Here is an 18096-nt window from a genome sequence, read left to right as displayed (position 1 = left end):
CGGTCCCGCCCGCCCCTTCTCCGTCGATCATGAAGTTGGCGGGGACAAATCGGGCGCCCGGTGCCGCCAACTTCATGGTCAACGGGAGAAGCGGGGGCGGAGATGCGGGCGCGGCGGCGGCCCCGGGGTCGGGGACGCCGCCGCGTCGTGCGTCAGGTGGTGGTCAGCGGTCGGTACGGGTCGGCGCGATGGTCGGGAACGGGAAGCCGCTGCCGCCACCGTTGCCGCCGCCACCGTTGCCCGGTGTGCTCGGGGACGTGCTGGGGGTGGCGCTCGGTGTCGGGCTGGTCGGCTCCTCCTCCTCACGCGGCACGTCGACCCGGATGGTCACCCGCTCGCCCTTGGCCAGACTGGTCCCGGCGGACGGCGACTGGCTGCTCACCTTGCCCGCCTCGGCCGGGTCGACCTCGTCGCCCTCCTGGACCCGGACCACGTAGCCGGCCTCCTTGAGCCGCTGCGTCGCCTGGTCCTCGGTGTAGCCGCGGACGTTCGGCACCTCGCTGACGTTGCCCTTGGAGACCTTGAGCGTCACCTTGCTGCCCTCGGCGACCGGGCTGCCTTCCTTCGGCGAGACGTCGACGACCTGGTCCTTCGGCGCGCTGTCGTTCACTTCCTCCACCACGGGAACGAGATTCTGCTCGCGCAGGCGCGTCTGCGCGGCACTCACGGTGCTGCCCTTCAGGCCGGTGGGGATGTTCACCTGACCCGGGCCGGTGCAGACGTTGACGGTGACCTCGGTGTTCTTCTCCACCCGCTGGCCGAAGGACGGGCTCTGGTCGACCACCGAGCCCTTCTGGCACGTGGTGTTCTGCACCGGGTCGCCGGAGGTGAACCGCAGCCCGGCCTGGGTGAGTGCCGCCTGCGCCTCGGCCTGCGTACGGCCCACCAACTGCGGCACCGACACCTTCTCGTTGCCGGCCTGGTTGAGCCAGAGCGCGGTGCCGAGCGCGATCACCGCGAGCACGCCGAGCGTGGCGAACGCGGCGATGACAAATGACGAGCTCTTGCGCTTGCCCGCATCACCGACCCGCGCCACCGGCTGCTGGCGGGTCTGCGGGCCCATCATCTGGGTCTGCTGCGCCTGGTGGTAGCCGCCCGCGGCGGCGCCCATCGGCATGGTCTCCTCAGCCGGCATCACCGGGGTGGCGAGCACCGGCCGCCCGGCGGCGGCGCGGAGCAGGTCCGCCCGCATCTCACCGGCGCTCTGGTAGCGGTTGAGCGGGTTCTTCGACAGCGCCTTGAGCACGATGGCGTCGACAGCCGGGTTGACGTCCGGGTTGATCGTGCTCGGCGTCGGCGGCTGCTCCCGGACGTGCTGGTACGCGACGCTGACCGGGCTGTCCCCGACGAACGGCGGGTGGCCGCAGAGCAGCTCGAACAGCACGCAGCCGGCCGCGTAGACGTCGGAGCGGGCGTCGACCGCCTCGCCGCGCGCCTGCTCGGGAGAGAGGTATTGTGCGGTGCCGATGACCGCGCTGGTCTGCGTCATCGTGGTGGCGCCGCTGGCCAGCGCCCGAGCGATGCCGAAGTCCATCACCTTGACCTGGCCGGTCTGGGTGAGCATCACGTTTCCGGGCTTGATGTCCCGGTGGATGATCCCGTGCCGGTGACTGAACTCCAGCGCCGCGCACATGTCGGCGCAGATCTCCAGCGCCCGCCGCGGCTGGAGCCGCCCCTCGACGCCGAGGACCTCCTTGAGGGTCCGGCCGTTGACGAACTCCATGACGATGAACGGCAGGGTCTCGCCCGTGGGGCCGGTCTCCTCACCGGTGTCGTAGACGGCGACGATGGCCGGGTGGTTGAGGGAGGCGGCGTTCTGCGCCTCACGGCGGAACCGCATCTGGAAGGTGGCATCCCGGGCCAGATCGGCACGGAGCATCTTGATCGCGACATCCCGCCCGAGCCGGAGGTCACGGCCGCGGTGCACCTCGGCCATGCCGCCGTAGCCCAGCAGCTCGCCGACCTGATACCTGCCACCGAGCAGGCGGGCCTGCGCTGTCATCGCGTCTCTCGTCCTTCGCTCGTCGTCGTACCGCCGCCGGCCGGCAGGAGGCGTACCTCACGACGGTACGACGTGCGGACCGGATAGTCGCCTCCGTACGCCCGCACCGCGCCGGAGGTCACGCTCACACTCGCCGGAGCGGCTGCGGTATCACCGTATTTCCGGTACAGGAACGAAATCACGCCCGAGCAGAGGATGACCAGTACGGCCACCACGATCGCCGTCGTCCACAGCCCGGACCGGGAGCGCCGGGGCGGAGCGGCGGCGGGCGGTCGCGCGTACCCCAGGGGGTTGTGCTGGGGCACGGGGCGTGGCTGCGGGACGGGGGCCGCGCCGCGCGGCGCCACCGGTGGGCGGGGCTGCGGGGCGGGGTGCGCGATCACGGCCGGGCGCGGTGCGGCGACCGGCGGGCGGGCCGGCGACACGGGCGGCCGGGGCTGCGGACGCGGAGCGGCGGCCGGTGACTGCGGACGCGGAGCGGCGGTCGGCACCTGCGCCCGCGCGACGGGCGCGGCCGGCGAGGCGGGTACGCCGGAGATCGGGCGCCCGGAGCGGGCCGCCTGGGAGAGCGCGAGCTTGGCCTGCCGGGCGATGCTCGCCAGCGCGGCGGCGCTCGGCCAGCGGGCGGCCGGATCCTTCGCCATGGCCCGATCGACGATCGCCCGGACCTGCGGCGGGATGTCGGCCGGAAGCGGCCGGGGGGTGTCCCGTACGTGCTTCATGGCGATTTCAAGGGGGTTGTCCCCTTCGAACGGACGGCGGCCGGCCAGGCACTGGTACGCGACCACGCCCAGCGCGTAGACGTCCGAGGCGGGGGTGGCGACAGCGCCGGTGGCCTGCTCCGGCGAGATGTACGAGGCGGTACCGAGCACCGAGCCGGCGGCGGTGAGCTGGCCGACCAGGTCCGAGCGGGCGATGCCGAAGTCGGTGAGCACGAGCGTGCCGTTCGGCCGGACCAGCAGGTTGCCGGGCTTCACGTCGCGGTGCACGATGCCCTTCTCGTGCGCCGCGTGCAACGCGTCGGCGGCCTGCGCCAGCAGCGCCATCGTGCGCGCCGGGGTCAGCCGGCCGACGCGGCTGAGCGTGGCGGAGAGCGCGTCGCCCTCGACGTACTCCATCACCAGGAACGCGATGTGCTGGTCGCTGCCGAAGTCGTAGACGTCGACCACGCCAGGGTGGTTGATGGTGGCCATCGTCCGGGCCTCGCCGCGGAACCGCTCGGCGAAGCCCGGTTCGTCCAGCAGCGCCGGGAGCAGGCTCTTGACCGCGACGGTACGGCCCAGCACCTGGTCGGTGCCGCGCCACACGTCGCCCATGCCACCGCTGGCGATCCGCTCGTCGAGGCGGTAGCGGTTGCCGAGCTTGACTCCCGGACCGAGCACGTCAGCGCCTCCCGGAGTCGGCGATCGCCGCCGCCATGATCCGGCCGGCGATGCGGGCCGCCTCGGCGCTGCCGCCGCTGCCCGCCTGCTCCAGCTCGACGCAGACCGCGGAGAGCGGCGTGCCGTCCTTGTCCAGGGCGAAACCGATGAACCAGCCGTGGTCCGGGGTGTTCGGGCCGGACTGGGCGGTGCCGGTCTTGCCGCCGACCACGAAGCCGTCGACGGCGGCCCGGCGGCCGGTGCCCTCCTTGACCACGTTCTGCATCATGTCGCGCAGGTCGGCGGCGACCTGGCCGCTGATCGGGCGGCGCAGCTCGCGCGGCTGGGCGGCGTCGTAGACGGTGGTGCGGTCCGGCCCGAGCAGCTGCTTGACGAGGTAGGGACGCATCTGCTTGCCGTCCTTGTTGGCCACAGCGGCGGCGATCATCGCGCCCTGCAACGGGGTCATCCGCACGTTGTTCTGGCCGATCGACGACTGCGCCAGCGCGGCCTGGTCGGTGCTGCCGTCCGGGTTCTGCATGTCGCCGGTGCGGCTGGCCGCCACCGGCAGGCCGCCCTCGCCGAGCTGGCCGACGGTGAGGTCCTCCTGCTCGAAGCCGAACTGCTTCGCCTTCTCCTTGACCTTGTCGGAGCCGAGGCGTACGCCGAGCTGAGCGAAGCCGGTGTTGCAGGACTCGGTCACCGCCTCGCGCAGCGTCACCTGCGACTCGGGGCAGATCGACGGCGCGGCGTTGCGGATCGGCTGACCGGCGCCGGGCGCGGTGTAGCTGGAACCGGCCGGGATGCGGGTCTGCTGCCCGACGCCGTTCTCCAGCGCCGCCGCGGCCATGATGATCTTGAAGGTGGAGCCCGGCGGCAGCGTCTCGGACAGTGCCCGGTTCGCCAGCGGCCGGTCCTTGTCCTTCTCCAGCGCGTTGTACGCCCGGTCCGCCTCGGTGCTGTCGTGACTCGCCAGCGGGTTCGGGTCGAAGCTCGGCATGGAGACCAGCGCCTGCACCGCGCCGGTACGCGGGTCGATCGCGATGGCCGCGCCCTTGGTCGCGCCGACCTGGTTGTCGTTGAGCTGCTTGTACGCCGTCTGCTGGGCACCCTTGGACAGCGTCAGCAGCACGTTGCCGCCGCCGGTCTCGTCACCGGTGAACATGTCCTTGATCCGGCTGGCGATGAGCGCGTCGCTGGTGCCGGCCAGGAAGTCGTTCTCCACCCGCTCGATGCCGCTCGCGCTGCCGTTGACCGGCTTCCAGCCGAGCACGTGCGCGTACATCGCCCCACCCGGGTAGGTGCGCTGGTACTTCAGCTCACCGCCGGTCTCCTTGCTGAGCGCGTACGCGGTGCCGCCGACCTCGATGTTGCCGCGCTTGCGGTCGTACTCGGCGACCTGGACGCGGCCGTTGTAGTCGCTGTTGCGGTACTCGTCGGCCTTGTAGGCCTGGATCCAGTTCAGGTTCGCGAACAGGAGACCGAACAGGACGATCACGACCACGCCGACGCGGCGCAGGGGGGCGTTCACGGTCGGATCACCTCCGTCGGGGCGCCGTGCAACTGCTCGGGCGGGCCGCCGGCGGGCCGGGCCGCCGGGCCACCACCGCCGGTCACCGGACGGCGGGCGCCGTCGGAGACCCGCAGCAGCACCGCGATCAGCAGCCAGTTCGCCATCAGCGAGGAGCCACCGGCGGACAGGAACGGGGTGGTCTGACCGGTCAGCGGGATGAGCTTGCTGATGCCGCCGACGATGACGAAGACCTGGAGGCCCAGCGTGAACGCCAGACCGCCGGCGAGCAGCTTGCCGAACGAGTCCCGCACCGCCAGCGCGGCGCGCAGGCCCCGCTCCACGATCAGCAGGTAGATCACCAGCAGCGCGGAGAGACCGAACAGTCCGATCTCCTCACCGATGCCGGCGAAGATGAAGTCGGTCTGCACCTCGGGCAGCAGCGTCGGCTGACCGCCGCCCGGCCCGGCCCCGAACAGGCCGCCGGTGCCGAGCGTGAGCAGGCCCTGCACCAGCTGGTAGCCCCTGTCGTACGGCTCGGCGAACGGGTCCAGCCAGATCTGCGCCCGGTCGTAGAAGTTGGCGAACGGGCCACCCACGGTGCTGCCCAGAACGTAGGCCAGGTAGGCACCGCCGAAGAACAGGATCAAGCCGATCAGCAGCCAGCTGACCCGTTCGGTGGCGATGTAGAGCGTCACCACGAACATGCCGAAGTACAGCAGCGAGGTGCCCAGATCCTTCTCGAAGATCAGGACCAGGAGGCTGACGATCCACACCACGAGCACCGGGCCGAGGTCGCGCCCGCGCGGGAAGTCGATGCCGAGCACCCGCCGGCTGGCGAGCGACAGCACCTCGCGCTTGCGCACCAGGTAGTAGGCGAAGAACGTGAGCAGTGCCAGCTTCGCGAACTCACCCGGCTGGATCTGCCCCAGCCCGGGCACGATGATCCAGAGCTTGGCGCCGTTGATCTCGGAGAACCGCGACGGCAGCATCGCCGGGATCATCACCAGAACGATGCCGGCCAGGCCCAGGGTGTACGCGTACCGGGACAGCGAACGGTGGTCTCGCATGACCGCCAGCAGCCCGGCGGCGAGCACCACGGCGGCCAGCGTCCAGGCGAGTTGCCGTCCGCCGGTACCGGCGAAGATGGCCAGGTCCTCCCGTTCGGCGGGCGTGGCCTTGGCCAGGTCGTACCGCCGCAGGAAGCCGACGCCGATGCCGTTGAGCAGCGCCACCGCCGGCAGCAGCGCCGGATCGGCGTACGGCGCCAGCCAGCGGATCACCAGGTGCAGGCCGAGGAAGACCAGCCCCAGCGCGGCGGCCGGGATCCAGAAGTCGGGCGTGATCGTGTCCAGCGCCTTCGCCTCGACCATCGCCGCGTACGCCGCCACGAGCACCATGGCGAGCAGGAGCAGGGACAGCTCGGCGTTGCGCCGGGACCGGGCCAGGCGTACGCCGGACTGCTCGCCCGTCGAAGCGGGCGAGGCGGCCGGTACGGCGGCTGCGGTCACGGATACGTCCTCGGGATCGAGCCGGCACTCACTCCGGCGACCGGCAACCCGCCGGGTCGGCCGGCGGAACGGTGTCGGAGGGTACGGCGTCGGGCGTGATGGTCGACGTCGGCGACGGCGCGCCGGGGGTCGGTGAGCCGGCGGGCGGCGTGGACGGTACCGGGCTGCCGCTGATTTGCGGGTTCAGCGCGCCCGTCGTCGCCACCGGGGTCGGGCTGGTCACACCGGGCGACGGGTCGGGCGGGCAGAGCGGCTTGAGGTTCGGGTTCGCCGGATCCTCGCTGGTCAGCTCCGCCAGCCGGCGCTCCGCGTCCGGCTCGTTGCGGGCCTGGATGCCCTGCTTCACCCGCTCCTGGGCGGCGAGGGTGAGGTCGTCGAGCCGGGCGTCGCTGCGCGCGTGCACGTTCGACAGGTCCAGCCCGGCGACCTGGCCGGGCACCCCGCGGAAGACCGCGAGCTGGCCGTCGTCGGTGGCGCCGACGTAGTACTGCCGCTGGGTGTACGTCCAGCCGCCGAACACGCCACCGCCGACGATCACCGCGAGCGCCAGCACCATCGCGACGGTACGCAGCGGCCGGCGGCGACGCCGCTCGGGCTCGTCGTCGCGGGTGTCCACCGGCTCCTCCGGCGCGGGTGGCCGGGGGGCGGACAGCGCCGAGGCGCGGGCCGCCGGGGTGGAGTCGTCGGCCGAGGTCGCCATGCCCCGGTCGCGGGCGGCCGCGCCGCCGACGATCGGGGACGCCTCGACGATGTCCTGGTCGGTGGCGTCCGCGATGATCACGGTGATGTTGTCCGGGCCGCCGCCGCGCAGCGCGAGCTGCACCAGGCGTTCCACGCACCGCTGCGGGTCGGGGTACTCCCGCAGGGTGTCCGCGATCGTCTCCGCGCTGACCACGCCGGAGAGCCCGTCGGAACAGATCAGGTAGCGGTCGCCGGGCAGCACCTGGCGGACGCTGTACTCCGGGTCGATGTCGCGGCCGTCGAGTGCCCGGGTGAGCAGCGAGCGCTGGGGGTGGCTGCTCGCCTCCTCCGCGCTGATCCGGCCCTCGTCGACGAGCATCTGGACGTACGTGTCGTCCTTGGTGATCTGCGCGAACTCGCCGTTGCGCAGGAGATAGGCCCGGGAGTCACCGATGTGGACCATGCCGAGCTTGCTGCCGGAGAAGAGGGTCGCGGTGAGCGTCGTGCCCATCCCCTCCAGCTGCGGGTTGGCGTCCACGGTGTCGCGGAGCTGCTGGTTGGCGGTGCCCACGGCGGAGCGGAGCGCGTCGACCAGGGCGTCACCGGGGACGTCCTCGTCGAGGGGCGCCATGGCACCGATGACGATGTTGCTGGCGACGTCACCGGCGGCCATGCCGCCCATGCCGTCGGCCACGGCGAGCAGCCGCGGTCCGGCGTAGACGGAATCCTGGTTGCCGTCTCGGATCAGACCGCGGTCGCTGTGGGCCGCGTAGCGCAGGGTCAGAGTCATGGCCGTAATTCGAGGGAAGTGCGGCCGATCCGGATCGGCACGCCGAGGGGGACGGGGGTTGGTCCGGTGACCTTAGCGCGATCGAGATAGGTGCCGTTAGTCGATCCGAGGTCCTCGACGTACCACTGCCCTTCACGGGGCACCAGCCGGGCGTGTCGCGCCGACGCGTAGTCGTCGGTGATCACCAGGGTCGAGTCCTCCGCCCGGCCGATGGTGATCTGGGCCTCTCCGAGCGTGATCCGGGTGCCGGCGAGCTGACCGGCGGTGACCACCAGCTGGTGGGCGGCCCGGCCGCGCTTGGCCTTCGCCGGCTTCCCCGGCTGCCCGGTCGACGCGCCGATCCCCCGCGGCGCGGCCACGAGCCGGCCCGACCGGGCGCCGGCGAAGAGGTCCCGGCGGATCACGCCGACCACCGTGAACACGAAGATCCACAGCAGGATCAGGAACCCGAACCGGGCGACGGTGATGACGAGTTCCGGCAACGCGGATCAGCCGTCCACGCGGAAGGTCAGCGTCGTGGTGCCGAGCTGGATCATGTCGCCGGGGTTGAGGGCGACCGCCGAGACACGCTGGCCGTTGACCATCGTGCCGTTGGTGGAGCCCAGGTCGGTCAGCACCACCTGGCCGCCGTCGAAGTCCAGCCGGGCGTGGCGCCGGGAGATGCCGACGTCGGGCAGGCGCAGGTTGGCCTGGTCGCCGCGGCCGATCACGGTCGAGCCCATCTGGAGCGGGTAGGTGCGGCCGTCGCCGGAGACCAGGCGGACGTTGCGGCCGCCGCCGTGTCCGGGCGGGGGGCCGTAGCCGCCACCCTGGTCGTACGCCGGGTACGCCGGGCCGGCGTCGTAACCGCCGGGCGCGGAGACCGGGGCGACGTCCCCGCCGGTGTAGACCTCGGCGGTGACCCGGAACATGCCGGTGTCCAGGCCCTCACCGCGTTCGACCTCGACGATCACGTCGCCGTAGACCGTCCACGCCTGCTCGCCGATGAACTCCGCCTGCGACTGGGCCAGCTCCTGGGCCAGCGCGGCGGCGTACGGCGCCAGCCGACTGTGGTCGTAGGGCGAGAGATCGATCACGTAGCGGTTGGGCACCAGGGTGCGCCCACCGGCCAGGATCGCCTTGTGCGCCTCGGCCTCCCGCTGCATGGCGTTGAGGATCTCCACGGGGTGGACCACCCCTTTGAAGACCTTGGCGAAGGCCCCCTCGACCAGGCCTTCCAGACGCTTCTCGAAGCGTTGCAGCACGCTCACCGGCTCCTCCTCGGGTCCCGAGGCAATGATGGTATCCGGACACCGCCTCCGCAGCTCACACGCCGCTCGGCCGGCTGCCGTCGGCCCGTTCGTGACCAGGCCCGCGGACGTGCTAAAGTTTCGCCCGCCACGAACGGTGATCGTTCGTGGCGTGACCAGTGGACAGCGTAATATGTCCCGGCACCCGCCGCAGATGGCGGGCGCGGGATGCGATATGGTGTTCCGGGTCGTGCCACGGGGATGTGGCGGAATGGCAGACGCGCACGGTTCAGGTCCGTGTGTCCGAAAGGACGTGGGGGTTCAACTCCCCCCATCCCCACCAGGACGAGGGCTCCGCACACAGCGGGGCCCTTGCTTCGTATCGGGGCGTTCCGGACGTCACGCTATGCTCCGATGGTTTCCCTGCCTCCCACGGACCAGGAGTGGCGTGTGACTGTCGCGTTGGTGACCGGTTCCGGCGGTCTGATCGGCTCCGAGGCGGCCCGGCACTTCGCCGGACTCGGTCTCGACGTGGTCGGCATCGACAACGACATGCGGCGGTACTTCTTCGGCGAGGACGGCTCCACCGCCTGGAGCCTGGACCGGCTCGCCGCCGACCTCGGCTCCGCGTACACCCACCACGCCGTCGACATCCGCGACCGCGACGGGCTGGAGCAGGTCTTCAAGCGGTACGGCAAGGACATCGCCGTGGTGATCCACAGCGCCGCCCAGCCGAGCCACGACTGGGCCGCCAAGGAGCCGTTCACCGACTTCGACGTGAACGCCGGCGGCACGCTCAACGTGCTCGAGAACACCCGGCGGCACGCGATCGACGCGCCGTTCATCCACTGTTCCACGAACAAGGTGTACGGCGACCGGCCGAACTCGCTCCCGCTGATCGAGCTGGAGACCCGGTACGAGCTGCCCGAGGACCACCGCTGGTACGACGGCATCACCGAGGACATGTCGATCGACGAGTCGTTGCACTCGATCTTCGGCGCCTCGAAGGTCGCCTCCGACGTGATGGTCCAGGAGTACGGCCGCTACTTCGACATGCGGACCGCCTGCTTCCGGGGTGGCACGCTGACCGGCCCGGCGCACTCCGCCGCCGAGCTGCACGGCTTCCTGGCGTACCTGATGCGCTGCGTGATGGAGGGCCGGACGTACAACCTCTTCGGCTACAAGGGGAAGATGGTCCGGGACGCGATCCACTCGCACGACGTGCTGACCGCGTTCGAGGCGTTCTTCCGCGAGCCGCGCTCGGCGCAGGTCTACAACCTCGGCGGCGGCCGGCACTCCAACACCTCGCACATCGAGGCGTTCCGGATCGCCCAGGAGATCACCGGCCGGGAGGCCCGGATCAACTACGTCGAGCAGGCCCGCACCGGCGACCACCAGTGGTACGTCAGCAGCATGGCCCGGTTCGAGGAGCACTACCCGTCCTGGAAGATCACGTACGACGTGCCGATGATCCTCCGCGAGATCTACGAGGCCAACGTCGACAAGTGGGTGCCGAAGGCATGACCACCGGGACCAAGCGCAACGTGCTCGGCGTCGGCGTCGACGCCACCGACTACGCACGGGCCACCGAGGCCGTGGTGGCGGCCGCGCACGAGCGCCGCCCGCTGGCGCTCACCGCGCTCGCCGTGCACGGCGTCATGACCGGCGTGCTCGACCCGGCGCACAACGCCCGGCTCAACTCGTTCGACGTGGTCACCCCCGACGGGCAGCCGGTGCGCTGGGCGCTCAACCTGCTGCACGGCGCCGGGCTCACCGACCGTGTCTACGGGCCGGAGCTGACCCTGCGCGTGCTCGCCCGGTTCGCCGAGGAAGGGCTGCCGGTCTACCTGTACGGCTCCACCGAGGAGACGCTGTCCCGGCTGGTCCCGGCGCTGGAGCGCAAGTTCCCCGCGCTGAAGATCGCCGGCGTCGAGCCGTCCAAGTTCCGCGCCGTCGCGCCGGGCGAGGACGCCGAGATCGCCGACCGGATCCGGACCAGCGGCGCCCGCCTCGTCCTGGTCGGGCTGGGCTGCCCGCGCCAGGAGGTCTTCGCGTACGCGATGCGCCCGCTGCTGGACATGCCGCTGATGGCTGTCGGCGCGGCCTTCGACTACCACGCCGGCCTGCTGCGCAACCCGCCACCGTGGATGCAGCGCGCCGGACTGGAGTGGTTCTGGCGGCTCGGCCTGGAGCCCAAGCGCCTGTGGCGCCGGTACGTCATCCTCAACCCGGCCTACCTGGCCCGGCTCGCGGCCCAGAAGACCGGCCTGTGGAAGGCCACCCCGCCGGCGGCGGCCACCGGGCGTCCCGCCACGTTCGACGTCTGAGCAGCACCCACCCCTACGGGCACGGGTACGGGACGAACCGGGGTGCCGTCCCGGATTCGGCGGACGTCGAAACGGGCAAGGCTAGGGGCCATGGATGACCGTCTCGCCCTGCTGCTTCCCGTCGCCGCCGTCTGGCTCGCCGCCGGAATGGTCGCCGAGAGCCTGCCCGGGCTGGACCGCGCCCGGGCGCTGCGCCGGCGTACCGGATGGTTGTCCGTCCTGGTGCTGACCGGCCTCGCGCTCACCGCGGCGGTCCTCGCCGCGGGCCTGCAGAGCGCCGGGGACACCACTGTGGACCGGGCCGCCGCCGCGCTCGGCCTCGCCGCGGTGCCGGCGGCCGTCGTGGCGGCCTGCACGGTACGGCGGGTCCGGCGGCTCCGGTCCGGCGCGGGCGCGTTCGCGGCGGCGCCGGGCACGCCCGCCCCGCACGGACTGCGCGCGGCGGCGGCGCACCCGCTGATCGCGCTGCCGCTCCAGGCGACGGCGATCGCGGTGCTGGTGGCGGTGCTGCCGGCGGTCGGCGTCGACCTGTTCGCCGCGCCGGGTGTCGCCGGCCCGGTGATCACCGTCGGGGTGCTCGGCGTTTGCGCGATCGGAGTACGCCACGCGCTGCGGCACAACCGGCTCGCCGAGCGGGCGATGCCGGCCGCCGAGGCGGTGTCAGCGCGACCGGCTCGCGCCCTGCACGTATAGCAGCTCCAGGATCGCGCGGGTCGCCTCGAACCAGCGGTCCAGCCAGCCGGGCGGGGGCACGCTGCCCTTCGGGGGCAGCTCCATCAGCAGGCCGCGCAGCAGCGGATGGTCCACCAGGGACTCCTGCTGCTCGACCGGCCAGCCGCTCGGCGGGAAGGACGGTTCGGTCAGCGGGTTGGGGTCCAGCGACGGCAGGGACAGCGGCGCCGCGGCCTGCTCGGGAACGCCACCCTCGCGGGCGTCCTCGCCGTCACCGGAGACCACCTCGGTGAGGACGGTGTCCCGGCGGGCACCCCGGTACTTGCCACCGAACCGCTCGGGCTTGCCCGGGCCGCTGGTGAGGTTCTCTGAACCGATCGTCGTCATCCGTCTCGCCTGCCTTGTTCGGTTGCCGATCCGTGCGGTTCAACGAGGCGGACCGGAACTGGCGACGGGTGCACGCCGCGGCGCGGGCACGCGGACGCGAATGGTCCCGCCCGGCGGCGCTGCCGGGCGGGACCACATCTCGGTGCCGGTCAGCTCCGGCCGAACACGCCGTTCCGGGCGCGGGCGACGAAGGCGTGCCAGTCGCCCGGAGCGAAGACCAGAGCGGGGCCGGTCTTGTCCTTCGAGTCCCGCACTCCGACCGCCCCGGTCACGTACGCGACCTCGACGCAGTTGTCGCAGTTCGGCCCGCTCTTCGAGCTCTTGAACCACGTCGCCTGCGTCAGGTCCACGGGGAACTCCTTGGTCGCCATTTCCACAGTGGCTCCTCTGCCAGTTTCGCGATGTGTGCGATGGACTCCTCCGGACGCATGGCCGCTGCTCGAATGTGATCGAAGATGAAGCTGTACTTCTGCAGTTCGTCACTCTTCTCCAGGAAGAGCCCACCCGTGGCGTTCTCCGCGTACACGACATCGGGATCACTCGGCTCGGGGAAGCTGAGGATCGTGAAGGTCCCGTCCATGCCGGCGTGCGCTCCCACCTCGAAGGGCAGGACCTGCACTGTCACGTTCGGCAGTTCGGCCACCTCCACCAACCGCTTGAGCTGGCCACGCATCACCACGTCGCCGCCAACCGGCCGGCTCAGCACCGCCTCATCGAGCACCACCCACAGATCGACCGGATCGTCCTGCGTCAACAACGACTGACGGCCCAGACGGACACGCACCCGTGTGTCGACCTGTTCGTCGGTGAAGTCCGGCCGGGCCGCCCGGATCATCGCGCCGGCGTACTCCTCGGTCTCCAGCAGGCCCGGCACCACCTGCTGCTCGTACGCGCGGATGGAACTGGCCGCCGCCTCCAGGCCGACGTACGCGCCGACGAGCACCGTGCTGTACGGATGCCACCAGCCCTTCTGCCGGGCCTCCCGGGCGATCTGCACCAGCTCGTCGCTCTCCGCGCCGACCACCCCGTAGATGCGGAGCATGTCGCGTACGTCGCGCGGGGTCGCTGTGGTGTGGCCGGTCTCGATCCGGGAGATCTTGGACGCCGAGCACTCCAGCTGCTCGGCGACGACTTCGATGGTGATGCCCGCCGCCTCCCGCTGCCGGCGGAGTTCCGCCCCCAGCCGGCGCCGCCGGATGGTGGGGCTGCGCCGTTCGCTCACGGAGTCTCCTCAGTTCGCGACTGCGGGGCTCGCAGGACCGGCTCACTCCTCGCGCTCACGGGCGTCCCCTCGGTTCGCGACTGCGGGGCTCGCAGGACCGGCTCACTCCTCGCGCTCACGGTGCCACCCGTCGGCTTGCGGGACCACGCTTCACAGTCACCCGGCTACCTCCGGTCGGTCGCGCCCCGGGTCCGCTCCCACCGCGGGCGCGACCGGCGTGCGGCGGGTGTTCGTTCGCGGCAGGGGGTGGTGCCGGTCGTCGACCGGCCGCGACGGGCGAAACCGGCGTCCAGTGTGCCGCTCCGATCCCTGACGCTTCAAGTTTCGGTGTTTGCGTGTCCGACTCACCTATCAGCAAAACTCGACGTGCAACTTGCATGTCGCACGTCCCTGATGCAGTCTGTCCGTATGGCACGGGTTACTCACCGTCTTCGCTTGATCTCCGGGCGTGGTGACACCACGGTTCGTGGGACGGCCGGAGGGGAGCCGTCCCGCGCCCTGCGACCTGCCCCGGAATGAAGACCCCGTCGCTGCATGCCGGCTCGGCTGCGGCGGCGGGAGCGGTAACCGGGAGCAGCCGGGTGATGGTCGGGTGGCGGTCCGCCACCGCGGGTACGGCCCGACCAGCACCGACCCACCGACCACCGGTCCACGAGGCAGACCCCCCGTCACCGGACCGCACCCGACCCCCGTTCAGCCTCGCCGGTCCCGCCGGCCGACCTTCCCAGGAGCCCATGTGCTTCCCCGCTCCGGTGACGTACTGCACGTGACACGCGCGGCGAGTGTCCAGTTCCTCCGACCGATCATGTTCCGGGTGATCCGGGTGCTCGACTGGCCGACCTACGACGGTTGGCTCTGGCTCGACGGCTACGAGTTGAACGCGGCGGGGGACGCGGTCAACCGACGGTCGATCTTCGTACTCCAGGAGGGGTTGCGGCAGCTCCAGGCCGCACCGGCTCCGCGTCAGCACACCGTGCGGACGGCCCGCCGCCCGGTGGTCCGGACCCCGGTCCGGGTCGGCTGACCTCACGATTCCCGGTCGGGAGGGCGTGCCGTCGCCATAGAATCGGTACGCCCACCCCGGCACGTTCCACCCCGCGCGCCATGGACCCCGAACCTGGGATGGTCATGGTCAACTTGCCCGCCGCGCGGCGGCACCACCGGTCCCGTATCGGCTATGCCCTCGGGCTGTTCCTCTTCCTCGTCACCGCGACCGCGCTCGCGCTCGCGGTACGTCATCCCGCCTTCTCCGCCACCCAGCAGCTCGCCGAACCGGTACCGGCCCCGGAGATCACCGTGGCCGGCGAGGACGGCCGGACGGAGTCCGACGTCGCCGGGTCCGACACGGCCGACTCCGACTTCTCCGACTCCGACTCCGCCGACTCCGCCGACTTCGACGGGTCGGACGACGAGGACGGCTGGGCCGCCACCGGCCCGGCGGAGGACGAGGACGACGCGGCCGCGGGCACCGGGGGCGGCGAGGGCGTGCTCGCCGAACGGCCGGCCGGCACGACCGACGACCTCAGCCGGTCGCTGTTCTACTCCGGGCTGCTCGGGCTCGCCATCTCGCTGGCCGGGCTGGGCCTGGTCGGCACCCGCAGACGCCAGTGGTGAGTCCAGGGCATCGTAGGGATCGTCAGGGCGTGGTGGTCGTCGCCGGGGCGGATCCGGGGGTGGTCGGGCCGCTCGTCGGCGGCGCGGGTACGGCCACCACGATCGTGACCCGGTCGTCCTCGCCCACCGGGTAACCGGCCTCGGGATCGGTGGAGATCACCGTGCCGGCCGGGCGGTCCGACGCCCGCCGCTGCACCCGGTAGTTCAGGTCCAGCCGGTCGAGCGCCGCCCGGGCTGCCGCCTCCGGCAACCCCACCAGCGGCGGCATCGGCACCTCGACCGGCGCGGTCGTGGCCGGCGGCGTACTCGGCGGTGAACTACTCGGCGCGGCACTGGTCGGTGCGGCGGTCGTCGGGGCGGCGCTCGTCTGCGCCGAGATGCTCGGCACCGGTGGGCCCGGATCGGAGTTCCGGTCGGCGGCACGCAGTGCCAGCCACACCCCTACCCCGATCAACCCGAGCAGGAGCAGCGCCAGGATGCCGAGCAGGATCGGCATCCACCAGCGTCGCCCGGCCTGCTCGTCGCCGTACCACTCGCTGCCGGGCTCGGGATAGCCCGCCGGCCGTGGTGGCGGCACCCCGGCCCGGCCGGACCAGGCACCCACCGGTTCCTGTGGGGCGGTCGCGTCGAGCGGACGACGCGGCCCGCCCTGCCCGCTTTGCCCGCCCTGTCCCGGTGGTCCGCCGGGCAATGGGCGGGTGGCGTCGCCCGCGTTCCGTGGCATGGCGCGGGTCGCCTCCACGTCTTCCTCGCCTGCGTCCCGCGGCATCGCACGGGTGGCGTCCGCGTCCTCCCCGGCGGCGTCCCGCGGCATCGCACGGGTGGCGTCCGCGTCCGGGGGCAGCGCCCGGGTGTCGTCCGCGTCACCGGCGGGTGGTTCCTGACGGTCGTCGCTCATGGCACGTCCTTTCCCCACCGGGACGGGGCGCACGGCCCTCGATCGTCTACCGTAGCGGTCCCCGGCGACACCGGCTGGGATCAGCGCGCCGCGCTCGTCACACACCTTTCACCAGGTGCCACAACTCCAAGAGCGAGGGGCCTCTCGCAAGACCGCGCGGCCCGGTTGATGCTCCAGCGCTTCGGCCCAGCCCCGCCTGGGTCCGACCGGCCCGCCTAGACCCCGAAACCCCCGTCGATCATGAACTTGGCGGCGAGTGATTTCCGTTTTGTCGCCGCCAAGTTCATGATCGACGCCTTGGTGGGGCCTGAGAGTTTGTGTCCTCGGTGGCGCCGACAACCGCATCCGTTGCTGCGGAACGGTCACGGCCCGTCGTCACGACTCGCCGCGCCGACCACGGGACGTTACGCTCCCCGGCATGGTCAGACGAGGCTGGGGAGGATCGACAGCCGCCGCGCTCGGCGTCGCCGCCGGCGCGGGCGCCGCGCAGCTCGGTTTCGGGTACGGGCTGGGCATCATCAACTGGGCGCCGGCCGGCGCGGTACGGGCCGAGGCGGCCTGGGTGGCGAGCCTCGCCTGGGCGACCTGGATCGCGGCGACATCGGTCATCGTCGGTGCGGTCTGCGCCCAGCGCCTGCGTGGTGGCGACGACGAGCCGCGGGGCGCGCTGCCCCGCCTGGGCCTGGCGCTCGCCGCGGGTGTCGGCGCGATCGTCACCGTCCTGCTGGTGGCGGTTCCGGCGCGGGCGGCCCGGGTGCCGGACGTCTCCGCGCCGCAGGCCGTCGCCGCCGCGTACGCGGGCGCGGGGCTGCTGCTCGGCGTGCTGCTCGCCGTGTGGGCGCTGCACACCCGAGCCGCCGCCACCAACCTGATCGCCACCACCGGCTGGCTCTGGCTGCTCGCCGTGGTCTCGGTGGTCGACGGGGTGGTCGCCGGCCGCGGCCTGACCACCGCCCAGCTCGGCATCTGGCAGATCAGCGCGGACCGTGGCGCGTTCTGGATCCGCGACTACTTCTACTGGCCCGGCGCGCTGCTGTCGGTGCTCTCCGCTCTGGTGATCGGACTGGTTGCGGCCCGGCGAGCCGCACGCGCGCCGGAGATCCGGGTGGGCGCGGCGGCCTCCGGGGCGGCCGGACCGCTGCTCGTCGCACTGGCGTACCTGCTGGCCGTGCCGCGCCTCGCCGGGATCGCCGCGGAGCAGTTGTCGGCCCATTTGATCGCCCCGTACGCGGTGATCGCCGGCGTCAGCGGCTCGATGGTGATGGCCGCGCTGGCCCAGCGCGCCGAGCGCCGCAGCGCCGAACGGGCGACTGTGCCCCGCCAGCGCACCGGCGAGCCGGACGCGATCAGCGGGGAGCCCAAACCTACCCCCGCTGAGCCGGGCGGACCGTCGCCGTCTGACCCCTCGACGTCAGACACGTCACTGTCGGGCGCGGCAGCGTCGCGCCGGTCGGACTCGCTGCCGCCGGCCGCCTCGGGCGCGCCGGCGTCGGGCCCGGTTGGCGCGTCGGCATCGGGCCGGTCGGCATCGGCTCTCTCGGACACGTCGACCGGGACGGCGCCGGAATCGTCGGCACGGTCGTCCCGGGATGCGGCAGCGGAGGACGGATCGGGCGCGGCATCCGGCCGGACGGATTCGGGCCGGGGACGTGCCACCCGGTCCGCCGGCGGCCGCCGCGGCCAAGCCGTGCCACCCCAGCGGCAGCCCGAGGCATCCGCGCAGGCCGTACCGGCTGGCCCGCGGGACAGGGGGTCGAACACCGACGAGCCGGATCCACAGGGAGCGGTGGCAGAACCTCAGGGCTCCCCGGCCACGCCGCCCCCGGGCGGGGCGTCAGGCCGGACCGACCCGCCGGCCAACGAGAGCACCCGCCGTGGAGGCCGCTGAGCCA

The 18096-nt window shown here is 72.4% G+C and carries 16 protein-coding genes, 1 tRNA gene and 1 pseudogene; 7 read left to right on the top strand and 11 right to left on the bottom strand.

Features of this window, described 5'->3' with window-relative positions; translation table 11 throughout:
- Positions 1–163: 163 nt before the first annotated feature.
- The 7 genes from pknB to KSK32_RS12710 are packed head-to-tail and all read right to left on the bottom strand — an operon-like array spanning position 164 to position 9132.
- A complete protein-coding gene (gene pknB, locus KSK32_RS12740; protein ID WP_216931426.1) occupies positions 164–2002 on the bottom strand; it encodes a Stk1 family PASTA domain-containing Ser/Thr kinase in 1839 nt (612 codons plus the stop codon).
- Positions 1999–3384 (bottom strand): serine/threonine-protein kinase, encoded by a 1386-nt coding sequence (locus KSK32_RS12735; RefSeq protein WP_216931425.1) that lies wholly within the window; start codon positions 3382–3384, stop codon positions 1999–2001. The genes pknB and KSK32_RS12735 overlap by 4 nt, the downstream gene beginning before the upstream one ends.
- Before the next feature lies 1 nt (position 3385).
- Entirely contained in the window at positions 3386–4894 is a 1509-nt protein-coding gene (locus KSK32_RS12730; RefSeq protein ID WP_216931424.1) for a penicillin-binding protein 2, read from the bottom strand.
- Positions 4891–6384 carry an FtsW/RodA/SpoVE family cell cycle protein gene (locus KSK32_RS12725; protein ID WP_216931423.1) on the bottom strand — a complete coding sequence of 498 codons (1494 nt, stop codon included), beginning with the start codon at positions 6382–6384 and terminating at the stop codon, positions 4891–4893. The genes KSK32_RS12730 and KSK32_RS12725 overlap by 4 nt, the downstream gene beginning before the upstream one ends.
- 28 nt (positions 6385–6412) lie before the next feature.
- Positions 6413–7855, bottom strand: coding sequence for a PP2C family serine/threonine-protein phosphatase (locus tag KSK32_RS12720; protein WP_216931422.1), 1443 nt, complete (start codon positions 7853–7855; stop codon positions 6413–6415).
- Complete coding sequence (locus tag KSK32_RS12715; RefSeq protein WP_120572429.1) at positions 7852–8337, bottom strand: FHA domain-containing protein; 486 nt, start codon at positions 8335–8337, stop codon at positions 7852–7854. The genes KSK32_RS12720 and KSK32_RS12715 overlap by 4 nt, the downstream gene beginning before the upstream one ends.
- A gap of 6 nt (positions 8338–8343) precedes the next feature.
- Complete coding sequence (locus KSK32_RS12710; protein ID WP_026267912.1) at positions 8344–9132, bottom strand: DUF3662 and FHA domain-containing protein; 789 nt, start codon at positions 9130–9132, stop codon at positions 8344–8346.
- A 209-nt stretch (positions 9133–9341) separates the two neighbouring features.
- On the opposite strand from KSK32_RS12710, the gene KSK32_RS12705 reads away from it, so the two are divergent.
- The 4 genes from KSK32_RS12705 to KSK32_RS12690 all read left to right on the top strand — a co-directional run bounded on the left by KSK32_RS12705 (position 9342) and on the right by KSK32_RS12690 (position 12104).
- Positions 9342–9427, top strand: a tRNA-Leu gene (locus KSK32_RS12705).
- Positions 9428–9498: 71 nt separating this feature from the next.
- The gene (locus KSK32_RS12700; protein WP_175438584.1) at positions 9499–10608 is read left to right on the top strand and encodes an NAD-dependent epimerase/dehydratase family protein; all 1110 of its coding nucleotides are present in this window, start codon (positions 9499–9501) and stop codon (positions 10606–10608) included.
- Positions 10605–11411 carry a WecB/TagA/CpsF family glycosyltransferase gene (locus KSK32_RS12695; protein WP_216931421.1) on the top strand — a complete coding sequence of 269 codons (807 nt, stop codon included), beginning with the start codon at positions 10605–10607 and terminating at the stop codon, positions 11409–11411. The genes KSK32_RS12700 and KSK32_RS12695 overlap by 4 nt, the downstream gene beginning before the upstream one ends.
- Positions 11412–11501: 90 nt before the next feature.
- Positions 11502–12104, top strand: a complete 603-nt coding sequence (locus tag KSK32_RS12690; protein WP_216931420.1) for a hypothetical protein — start codon at positions 11502–11504, stop codon at positions 12102–12104.
- Here the strand turns inward: KSK32_RS12690 and KSK32_RS12685 are convergent.
- The 3 genes from KSK32_RS12685 to KSK32_RS12675 form a co-directional block, all read right to left on the bottom strand.
- Complete coding sequence (locus KSK32_RS12685) at positions 12072–12470, bottom strand: hypothetical protein (RefSeq protein ID WP_018785579.1); 399 nt, start codon at positions 12468–12470, stop codon at positions 12072–12074. The two genes, KSK32_RS12690 and KSK32_RS12685, sit on opposite strands and share 33 nt — an antisense overlap.
- A 149-nt stretch (positions 12471–12619) precedes the next feature.
- Positions 12620–12841 (bottom strand): DUF397 domain-containing protein, encoded by a 222-nt coding sequence (locus KSK32_RS12680; RefSeq protein WP_013283299.1) that lies wholly within the window; start codon positions 12839–12841, stop codon positions 12620–12622.
- Entirely contained in the window at positions 12811–13692 is an 882-nt protein-coding gene (locus tag KSK32_RS12675) for a helix-turn-helix transcriptional regulator (protein WP_091415989.1), read from the bottom strand. The genes KSK32_RS12680 and KSK32_RS12675 overlap by 31 nt, the downstream gene beginning before the upstream one ends.
- A gap of 736 nt (positions 13693–14428) precedes the next feature.
- Here KSK32_RS12675 and KSK32_RS12670 point away from each other — a divergent pair.
- Together KSK32_RS12670 and KSK32_RS12665 are read left to right on the top strand one after the other, a co-directional pair.
- Positions 14429–14716: a hypothetical protein gene (locus KSK32_RS12670; RefSeq protein WP_018785581.1), complete on the top strand. Its 288-nt coding sequence runs from the start codon at positions 14429–14431 to the stop codon at positions 14714–14716.
- Positions 14717–14814: 98 nt separating this feature from the next.
- On the top strand, positions 14815–15306 hold the full coding sequence (locus KSK32_RS12665) for a hypothetical protein (protein ID WP_216936040.1): 492 nt from the start codon (positions 14815–14817) through the stop codon (positions 15304–15306).
- 22 nt (positions 15307–15328) lie between these two features.
- Here KSK32_RS12665 and KSK32_RS12660 read toward each other — a convergent pair whose 3' ends face one another.
- Positions 15329–16204, bottom strand: coding sequence for a PASTA domain-containing protein (locus KSK32_RS12660; RefSeq protein WP_216931419.1), 876 nt, complete (start codon positions 16202–16204; stop codon positions 15329–15331).
- 418 nt (positions 16205–16622) lie between these two features.
- Here KSK32_RS12660 and KSK32_RS34950 point away from each other — a divergent pair.
- Positions 16623–17564 (top strand): annotated as a pseudogene (locus tag KSK32_RS34950) (hypothetical protein); the annotation flags it as partial.
- Positions 17565–18096 lie beyond the last annotated feature (532 nt).

Origin of the sequence: Micromonospora sp. WMMB482, from assembly GCF_019038635.1 — a bacterium.
In the GTDB taxonomy this organism is placed as follows: domain Bacteria; phylum Actinomycetota; class Actinomycetes; order Mycobacteriales; family Micromonosporaceae; genus Micromonospora; species Micromonospora marina.
The sequence above is the reverse complement of the archived record's forward strand: the minus strand, read 5'-3'. Positions and strand labels throughout refer to the sequence as shown.